This is a genomic window from Roseateles sp. P5_B10 (assembly GCF_056400485.1).
Genome location: NZ_JBFULE010000217.1, coordinates 1 through 7,366, shown reverse-complemented (window position 1 = coordinate 7,366; position 7,366 = coordinate 1). Strand labels below are relative to the sequence as shown.

The window sequence follows — 7,366 nt, the reverse complement described above, 5'->3', positions numbered from 1 at the left end:
GGGCACGCCCGCGGATCGTTTCGTCTACCTCAACTCGGGCACTCTCGCGGGACAGCCGGGCTCCAACTGGACGCGCCGCGCCAAGTTGAAGCTGGCTTCCATTCCCCGCGAGGTCGTGGAGGCCGTGTTGGCTTCCAGTGCGGGCGCCATCGAGGCCCGTGTCCTTGGCACCATGGCCGATGGCGGCCCCATCTGCGCTTCGGTGAAGCCGCACGCGGTGGTGTGGAGCCAGGTGGCCTGACCTGGCGCCAGAGAGGTCGGCTGGCAAGCGGTCACCGGATAGCCAACCAGCGCGCGGGCCTCGGGCAAACAACTTGGTATGGCCGTCATGCAATGTGAAGCAGTCACGCGCACTTCGGTCGCATGGGCATGCGCAGGCCGGATTCGGGTGCGGCAAGTGGTTGGGCAGCGCGGTAGCTGTCATCCGGGAATGCCGGGTCGGTGACCCGCTCCCGGCCATGAGCAGTCAGTTGCGAACGACGGCTTTCAGGTAGGCTCTCCACGCAATTTCGATGTCGGCACCACGTGAACATGCTCAAGCTGAAACTGCTTCAGTCGCTTGTCTCTATCGAAGGACTAGCTGCCGAACCGTCTCCTGTCTCGGGTGGTACAGCTCTATTCTTTAGGGGAAGGGAGTTTGCGCACTTCCACGACGACCATGAACTCGACCTGAGACTCACAAAGAAGGTCATCCGCGCGTTGGGTCTCTCCCATCCAGCCGGCTCCGTTCACCATCCGACCCGTTCTTCGTCCTCGCCTTGGATCGAGGTGCGCTTCCATACCGATGCTGAGGCAGAGCGTGTCGCCGAACTGGTCAAGGTCGCCATCGAGCAGCTATGAGCAGTCCAACGGCGGTTTCAGCTTGCAGGGATCTGAGCGGATGCTCGGCATCGGCCAGGAGACGCCGCTGACGATCGGCAGCTTTCGGGTAGGCTGAAGTGCATGCTTGGCGATGCTCTTGTCGTCGAGGCCGTGCGATAACCAAGGAAATTTCTATGAATCTCCATCTCGGCCTTGCCCCGATCATCTCCCTGCTCGCCGGCATCCTGATCCTCGTGGTTCCCAGGTTGCTCAACTACATCGTCGCAATCTACTTGATCGTGATCGGGCTGATCGGCTTAGTGGGCGCCGGTCAGATGCACCTGGGTTAGGCGGGGTTCACTGCCAATTTCGCGGATCGGCCAGGAGCCGACGGTTGAAGTGGTTGCTTTCGGGGGGGCTAGCCGCGTCGAAGTGCGCATTGCCGAGGAATACACGCTGCCTATGAACACCCACGAAATGCCCGAATGACGTATCTGCGACGTCTGGAGATGGTTATCTGCCCCACCGGAGAAGTTTGATGAAGCACAAGCTGGTGAGCTGGGGGCCCTTTGCGGCTGTTGCGGCGATCTTCTCGTCGGTCGCCAACGCAGCGCCGCCGTCGGTGGAAATGACCTGGATGTCGATCGCCAATTGGTATTTCAAGGTCGGCGACAAGCGCATCGTCATGGACGGCTACATCTCCCGTCTGCCCGAAAACTTGTTCACGGCGTCTCCGGTCTACGCAAATGACGTGTATGCCTACACGAAGGAGCCGGCAGGCGTCGACGTCGCCTCCATCACCAAGGTGCGCGATGCAATGCTGGGGACTGACAAGCTCGATCTGCTTGTTGTCGGCCACAGTCATTGGGACCACAGTTGGGACACCCCCACGTGGGCGAAACTGACCGGCGCCCCGATGATTGGCGGCTCATCCACTTGCATGCAAGCCGCAGCACAAGGCGTAGCCGGGTCCCAATGCCGCAGCGTCAGCGGCGGCGAAAAGATCTCACTGGGCGACGGCATCACCATGCGTGTCGTTCGCTGGAACCACAGCGGCGACTCAAGCAATCCGATACAGCACTTTGCGCGAGAGCTGTATCGACCGCCGATTCCCGACCCGAAGTCCGGAGGCCTTCGCGCCGGCGGTGGAGAGGACTACCCCAACGGGGGCGGTAACAGGGCCTACCTGTTCACGGTGGACAGTCCCGAGGGCCAGCTCTCATTCTTCGTCAGCAATTCGGCAAGCGCGTTCGATCTGGACAAGGACATCGTGGTCGACGGTGTGAACTTCGGGCCACCTCTTGGCAACTTGGCCGCTGCAATGACGGATGCCGGACTCACTAAGGTCGACGCATGGATCGGCACAGGCGGAAAGCCGGTGGCGGAAATGGTTGTCCCGGTCATTCATCCGAAGACTTACCTGCCGAGCCACTGGGATGGACTGTTCAACGCTTTTTGGTCGGGCATGCCGTATCCATTCAAGGATGACGCACTCAAAGGGTATCTGGATGGCCAGAAGGTTTCGCTCGTAGCGCAAACGCAGTATTTCGACAAGTACATCCTGTCGTCGAACGGTGTCGTCACGGCTGCAAATCACGACGTCAAGAACAAACTGGGATTTGCGGATACAAAGCGATTTAGTCAGTCACTGCTGGATGCCGTCACGCACGTTTCCTCCACCAGCGTCGGTGACGATTGTGGTGAAGGATTTCAGCCACCGAGCGACTGGGCGAAGACCTTTGCCGCATTGCGCCAGTTCGGACCGGGCCAGCACGCTGATGCCGTTGGCCTCACGCGAGGTGCCAGGCGAGACCACCCCTTCGATCCGACATGGCGAATGACTCGCGATTCGACGGCTATGTCCCACTAGCACGCGTGCCACCGTCGATGCAGACCAGAGCAGTCTGCGCAAATGATTGCGTTCTTCTCGGGTCGGAACGCCTTCTAGCGATCGGAGGTCGCCGATGGGTCGAGAGTTGCCGGCCGGCTGTCCAACGCGAAGGCAGCATCCACCCTGAACTTGGCATCTGGCCGATTGCCCCGCCTCGTTCATCTGCATGAGATGCTGGCATTGCCAAGCCACTGTCCTGCTCGAGCCCCTCAAGCCCTCTTCTCCTTTGCACGCTGGCTACCCGCCTTGCCGATCTTCTTCCACTTGCTGCGCTGCGCAATGCGCTCCAGCGCCGTCAATTCGCCGCGCTGGGCGTCGCGCATCAGCTTCTTGTAGTTGTCGAGCCGGTCCGCGTCGACGCGCGCGCGCACCGCGCAACCAGGTTCGTTCTCGTGGCAGCAATCGCGGAACCGGCATTGCTGCGCGAGCGCCTGCACGTCCTCGAAGGTGGCGGCGAGCGTGCTGGCGTCAGCATCGGGCCGGAAGGTGCGCAGGCCCGGCGTGTCGATGATGCAGCCGCCTTGCACGCAGCGGTGCAGCGAGCGCGCCGTCGTCGTGTGGCGGCCGCGGCCGTCGCCCTGGCGCACGCCGCCCGTGGCCTGGCCGGCATTGGCCAGGGTGTTGATGAGCGTGGACTTGCCGGCCCCCGAGGAGCCGAGCAGCACGAGGGTCTGGCCCGCATGCAGCCAAGGGCCGATCTCGGTGCTGGCCTGGCGCGTCAGCGCGTTGACCGGTAGCACCGGCACGGTCGCGGGCAGGCGGGCATACATCTCGGCGATGCGTGCCTGCGCTTGCGGCGCGATATCGAGCTTGGTGAGCACGACGACCGGCACCACGCCGCAGGCGCGCACCATCGCAATGTAGCGCTCCATGCGGCGCGCGTTGAAGTCGGCGTCCAGCCCCATCACGAGCAGCGCCGCGTCGACGTTGCTCGCGAGCGGCTGGCGGCGCCCGTCGTTGGCGCGGCGTGCGATCTGCGTGACGGGCTCGACCCGGTCGGCGATCCAGGCCTGGCCGTGCGCGTCGATGTGAACGCCGACCCAGTCGCCGATGGTCAGCTGTTGAACCTGGGCCTGCAGCTGCTGCACCAGCCGGGGCAGCGCGCGAGCAAACAGCTCGGTGTAGCCGTCATGCAGCGTGAAGCAGTCGCGCTGCGCCTCCACCACGCGGGCCAGGCGCAGGCCGGGTTCGTCATGGGGTTGAGGAAGTTGTACCGCACGGCTCGCGATGGCGGGGGTGAGCCCGAGGGCGTGCAGCGTCTCGAAATCGAATTCGATCATGGGAGTCCATTGAAAGTGGGCTTCGTCCGCGCACGGTGGCGCGGAGCAACAGGTGGGAAGCCGGCCGCGCTGTTGCGGCGATCAATGGACCCGCGGTGGACGCGAGGTCAGTCCGAACGCGAGTTCGAACTCAGTGGTGCTGGGCGCTCAGGCAGCCGGCAGGAGGAGGGCGACACGATCTGCTTGTTCCATGGTCTTCTCCTTTGCGGGCTGATTGATGAAGGCCGCCAGTCTGCCTGTGGCGTGCGGTACGCGTCAATGGCGATGCATGGTGCTGCAGGCATGCTGTTGCTTTGCCAGCGACGTGGCGGCGTCGGTGCCCCTACACCGGTTGTCGGTAGCGGTGGCCCCTGAACCTGAACACCAGCTCGCGCGGGCGGATCAGCTCCAGCACGTGGTCGGGGCCCAGTTGGGCGCCTTCGCGCAGCACCTCGCCATTGATCATCGCGAAGCGGCCGCGCGGGTCGTCGGAGTAGACGGAGCCGCTGACGACGATGCGGGGCACGTCGCGGCGGATGGCTTCGGGCAGCTCGGCCAGGCGGGGGATGGGAGCTTCGGCGGCTGGGGTGGGAGCTGGGGCGGGCGGTGCTGGAGGAACGGGGGCAGGCACGGCGACAGCCACGGGTGCCGGCGCCGTGGCCTCGCTGACGGGACGGGGCGCCGGTGCTGTGGTCACCGCGACCGGCGGCGGCACGAGTGGCAGGTAGGGCGAGGCGGACGCGGTGGGCTGTGGCGTTGGCGCGGCGGGTGGCGCGGGCACAGCCACTGGCGCCGCGGTGGCCACCGGGGTGGGCGTTGGCGGCGAAACCGGCGGGGTCGCGTCCTGCGGGCCGCTTGCCCACCAACTGCCGGCGCCGATGCCAGCCAGCAGCAGCAGGCCGCCGCCGGCCCAGGGCAGCCAGCGGCGTGGGCCGGCGGCGCGGGCGGCGTCGCTGGTGGATACCGCTTGGGTGTTCAGGCCCGGCACCTGGCCGCGCTCGCGTTCGCGATCGGCTTCGGCACGGCGCAGGGCGTCGAGGATGTAGGACATGGCGTTAGGTCTTGCGATTCTCGCGTTCAGCGCGCCACGTCCAGGCGCGGCTCGGCTATACCGGCAGCCCGGTTGACTTGCATCAGGGTGATGGGGCCGACGCGGCCATCGGGTTGCAAACCCTGGCTGGCCTGGAAGGCCTGCACCTGGCGGCTCAGCTCGGGCCAGCCGGGCGCGGGTGCGGAGGCCGGCGCGGACGGCGCGCTACCCGGCACGCTGGCGAGCTGTGTGGCCAGCCAGTTGCGCAGGGGAACGATGTTCTCGGCCCGCTCGGCATAGCCCGGTGGCACGCGCCAGAAGGTCGTGAACTCGCCGCGCCAGGCGCCGGCCAGCTCGGGTAGCGTGACGCGGCGGGGCGTGCCGTCCACGACCAGCGTGGCGTGCTGCGCGTCCAGCGCCACCAGCGCGGCCAGGGCCGCCGGGTGGCCGGGGCGCTGCAGGGTCAGCAGCACGGGGCGGTCGATGAGGCGGATGAGCGAGAGGCTGCCGCTGCCGCTGCGGTAGCACTGCAGGCCGCGCTGCGCGGCCACGGTGCAGGGGTCGGCCTTGTCCGGCAGCGGCAGGCCCCAGCGCTGGGCGAGGGCCGCCCAGGCGTCGGCGTCCTGCGGCTTCCAGTCGGCGAGCGTCAGCAGTTCGGGGGCTGGCTCGGTGCGGCTGGCCGCGGAGGCGGGTTGCGAAGCCGCACTCGCAGCCGCTGCCGCAGCAGATGCCGCGCTGGCAGCCGCGGCCATGCCCTCCGCTCTGGCCTTCTGCAGGCGTCCGTCCATGGTGGCCTGCTGCGCCCGCCAGGCCAGCCAGCCGCCCACGATGGCCGCGGCCAGCAGGGCCACACCAATGCCCGCCGCGACGGGCCTGCGCCTGGGCACGGGCGGTGCGGCCTGCTCGTCGAACATCTCGCGCGCAGCCTGGCGCACTATTGTTCGCGTGACCTGCGCCTGGCCGCTGGCATAGCCGCCCAGCAGTGCGCGATCGCAGAGCAGGTTGATGCGGCGCGGCACGCCGCGGGTGAGCTGGTGGATGAGGCGCAGCCCCTTGCGGTCGAAGGGCAGCGCGCCGGTGAGGCCGGCCACGTTCAGGCGGTGACGGATGTACTGTGCCGTCTCGGCCTCGGACAGCGCGCCCAGGTGAAAGCGCGCGATCACGCGCTGCGCCAGCTGCTCCAGCTCCGGCCGGGCCAGCATGCCGCGGAGCTCGGGTTGGCCGATCAGCACCACCTGGAGCAGCTTGCGCTCACTGGTTTCCAGATTGGTCAGCAGGCGCAATTGCTCCAGCACGTCGGCCGAGAGGTTCTGCGCCTCATCGATGATCAGCACGTTGTTGCGCCCGGCAGCGTGCTGCGCCAGCAGGAAGGCGTTCAGCGGGTCGACGTAGTCCTTCACCGTCCGCGCGCCCGCCGGCACCACGACATGGAATTCGTCGCAGATCGCCTGCAGCAGCTCAGGGACGGTGAGCTTGGGGTTGAAGATATAGGCGACGTTGCAGTTCGCCGGGATCTGCTCCAGGAAGCAGCGGCAGACGGTGGTCTTGCCGGCGCCGATCTCGCCGGTGAGCAGCACGAAGCCGCCGCCCCCGTCCAGCCCATACAGCAGATGGGCCAGCGCCTCGCGGTGGCGCTCGCTCATGAACAGGTAATGCGGGTCCGGCGCGATCGAGAACGGCGCTTGTTTCAAGCCGAAGAAGGGCACGTACATGGGGCGGCAGGATAACCATGCCGCCGATCTGCCCGGGCCGAACCCGTCTGGCCAACCGCGACGTGCCGGCTGCGCAGGAGCGCCAGGCCGGCAATCAGCGCCAAGCTAGGGGAGGGCGATGGCTTCGATCATCGCCCGCACCTGCTCGCGAGCGCCGCGGCCCGCGCCGGCGCGAGGCTGCAGGCGGTGGGCGATGGTTTGCGGCAGGATGGCCTGCACGTCGTCGGGCGACACATAGTCGCGCCCCTGCAGCAGGGCCCGGGCGCGGGAGGCTCGCAGCACGGCCAGGCCGGCGCGCGGCGACAGGCCTTCCACGAACCATTGGCCCGAGCGTGTGGCCGCAATCAGTGCCTGCAGGTAGTCCAGCAGCGGCGGCGCGGCGTGGATGGCCTTGACGGCGGCTTGCGCCTGGATCAGCTCCGCCGGCGTCATGAGGGCGCCCAGCGACCGCAGTTGCTCGCGGCTGTCCTGCCCGGTCAGCAGCTCGCGCTCGGCGGCGGCGTCGGGGTAGCCCAGCGAGATGCACATCAGGAAGCGGTCCAGCTGCGACTCCGGCAGCGGGAAGGTGCCGAGCTGCTCGCTGGGGTTCTGCGTGGCGATGACGAAGAAGGGCTCGGGCAGCGGGTGGCTGATGCCCTCGATGCTGACCTGGTGCTCCTCCATGGCCTCCAGC

At 67.2% G+C, this 7,366-nt stretch carries 8 protein-coding genes; 4 read left to right on the top strand and 4 right to left on the bottom strand.

Features of this window, described 5'->3' with window-relative positions; all coding sequences use genetic code 11:
- The 4 genes from AC1DU6_RS14770 to AC1DU6_RS14755 all read left to right on the top strand — a co-directional run.
- A partial coding sequence (locus tag AC1DU6_RS14770; protein ID WP_477857966.1) for a DUF5990 family protein occupies positions 1-241 on the top strand: 241 nt, incomplete at its 5' end.
- Between the two features lie 290 nt (positions 242-531).
- Entirely contained in the window at positions 532-840 is a 309-nt protein-coding gene (locus AC1DU6_RS14765; protein WP_235531859.1) for a luciferase domain-containing protein, read from the top strand.
- Between the two features lie 155 nt (positions 841-995).
- Complete coding sequence (locus AC1DU6_RS14760) at positions 996-1,151, top strand: DUF3096 domain-containing protein (protein WP_082532451.1); 156 nt, start codon at positions 996-998, stop codon at positions 1,149-1,151.
- Positions 1,152-1,339: 188 nt separating this feature from the next.
- Positions 1,340-2,671: an MBL fold metallo-hydrolase gene (locus AC1DU6_RS14755; protein ID WP_477857964.1), complete on the top strand. Its 1,332-nt coding sequence runs from the start codon at positions 1,340-1,342 to the stop codon at positions 2,669-2,671.
- Between the two features lie 230 nt (positions 2,672-2,901).
- On the opposite strand, the gene rsgA is transcribed toward AC1DU6_RS14755, so the two are convergent.
- The 4 genes from rsgA to AC1DU6_RS14735 form a co-directional block, all read right to left on the bottom strand.
- The gene (gene rsgA / locus AC1DU6_RS14750; RefSeq protein WP_477857962.1) at positions 2,902-3,972 is read right to left on the bottom strand and encodes a ribosome small subunit-dependent GTPase A; all 1,071 of its coding nucleotides are present in this window, start codon (positions 3,970-3,972) and stop codon (positions 2,902-2,904) included.
- Positions 3,973-4,294: 322 nt separating this feature from the next.
- A complete protein-coding gene (locus tag AC1DU6_RS14745; protein WP_477857960.1) occupies positions 4,295-5,002 on the bottom strand; it encodes a general secretion pathway protein GspB in 708 nt (235 codons plus the stop codon).
- A gap of 26 nt (positions 5,003-5,028) precedes the next feature.
- On the bottom strand, positions 5,029-6,693 hold the full coding sequence (locus tag AC1DU6_RS14740; protein WP_477857958.1) for an ExeA family protein: 1,665 nt from the start codon (positions 6,691-6,693) through the stop codon (positions 5,029-5,031).
- A gap of 105 nt (positions 6,694-6,798) precedes the next feature.
- The coding region (locus AC1DU6_RS14735) for an AAA family ATPase (RefSeq protein WP_477857956.1) at positions 6,799-7,366 on the bottom strand (568 nt) is incomplete at its 5' end.

What these genes read in the sequence shown, in the direction of transcription:
- AC1DU6_RS14760 (WP_082532451.1), top strand. Translation starts at nt 996, where the DNA reads ATGAATCTCCATCTCGGCCTTGCCCCGATCATCTCCCTGCTCGCCGGC.
- AC1DU6_RS14765 (WP_235531859.1), top strand. Translation starts at nt 532, where the DNA reads ATGCTCAAGCTGAAACTGCTTCAGTCGCTTGTCTCTATCGAAGGACTA.
- AC1DU6_RS14755 (WP_477857964.1), top strand. Translation starts at nt 1,340, where the DNA reads ATGAAGCACAAGCTGGTGAGCTGGGGGCCCTTTGCGGCTGTTGCGGCG.
- rsgA (WP_477857962.1), bottom strand. Translation starts at nt 3,972, where the DNA reads ATGATCGAATTCGATTTCGAGACGCTGCACGCCCTCGGGCTCACCCCC.
- AC1DU6_RS14745 (WP_477857960.1), bottom strand. Translation starts at nt 5,002, where the DNA reads ATGTCCTACATCCTCGACGCCCTGCGCCGTGCCGAAGCCGATCGCGAA.
- AC1DU6_RS14740 (WP_477857958.1), bottom strand. Translation starts at nt 6,693, where the DNA reads ATGTACGTGCCCTTCTTCGGCTTGAAACAAGCGCCGTTCTCGATCGCG.